The sequence below is a fragment of the Arthrobacter sp. TB 26 genome (genome assembly GCF_000427315.1).
Taxonomy (GTDB): domain Bacteria; phylum Actinomycetota; class Actinomycetes; order Actinomycetales; family Micrococcaceae; genus Arthrobacter.
This window is the reverse complement of the sequence record NZ_AUPJ01000384.1, coordinates 1-983: the sequence shown is the minus strand read 5'-3', so window position 1 is coordinate 983 and position 983 is coordinate 1. Positions and strand designations below refer to the sequence as shown.

The 983-nt window shown below is 66.5% G+C and carries 1 protein-coding gene (running past one end of the window); it reads left to right on the top strand.

The features are described 5' to 3' along the window. Positions 1 to 983, top strand: part of the annotated coding region (locus tag K789_RS0114915) for a chorismate-binding protein (protein ID WP_024367456.1) (this coding region is incomplete at its 3' end). Its footprint begins 279 nt before the window's first position; 983 of its 1,262 annotated nt are in view.

Below are 983 nucleotides of genomic sequence, written 5' to 3'. Positions count from 1 at the left end.
CCGCTCGGCGGCAGCCCGGTGGATGCGATCCGCGACACCGTCGAGGCCCTCCGCACCGACCGGTTCGAAGGCCTGCCCCCGTTCACCTCCGGCCTGGTCGGATTCCTCGGCTGGGAAACCGTCCGGCACTGGGAAAAGCTGACCAGCCCGCCCGAGGACGATCTCGAGCTGCCGGAAATGGCGCTGAACCTCGTCACTGACATGGCCGTGCACGACAACATGGACGGCACTGTGCTGCTGATTGCCAATGCGATCAACTTCGACAACAGCTCCGAACGGGTCGATGAGGCGTGGCACGACGCCGTCGCCCGGGTCAAGGCCCTGCTGGCCCAGGTCAGCGCCCCCGTCCAGCAGCCGGTCTCCGTGCTCGACGCCGCCGCCCTCGACTTCGCCTCCAGCGTGCAGGAACGCTGGGACGAGACGGACTACCTCGCCGCGCTGGACCGCAGCAAGGAAGCGATCGTCGACGGCGAAGTCTTCCAGGTGGTCATCTCCCGCCGCTTCGAAATGGAATGCGGCGCGGACCCGCTCGACGTCTACCGGGTACTGCGGAACACCAACCCCAGCCCGTACATGTACATCTTCAGCCTCGAGGACGCCGCCGGCCGGCAATACTCGATCGTCGGTTCCTCACCGGAAGCACTCGTGACCGTGACCGGCGAGGAAGTCATCACCCACCCCATCGCCGGCTCCCGGCCGCGTGGCAAAACAGTCGAGGCGGACAAAGCCCTGGCCGAGGAACTCCTCGCCGACGAGAAGGAACGCGCCGAACACCTGATGCTGGTGGACCTGTCCCGCAACGACCTGTCTAAGGTCTGCGTGGCCGGCTCCGTCGACGTCACCCAGTTCATGGAAGTCGAACGCTTCAGCCACATCATGCACCTGGTCTCCACCGTGGTCGGCAAACTGGCGCCCAACGCCACAGCCTACGACGTGCTGAAGGCGACCTTCCCGGCCGGAACGCTGTCCGGGGCCCCCAAGCC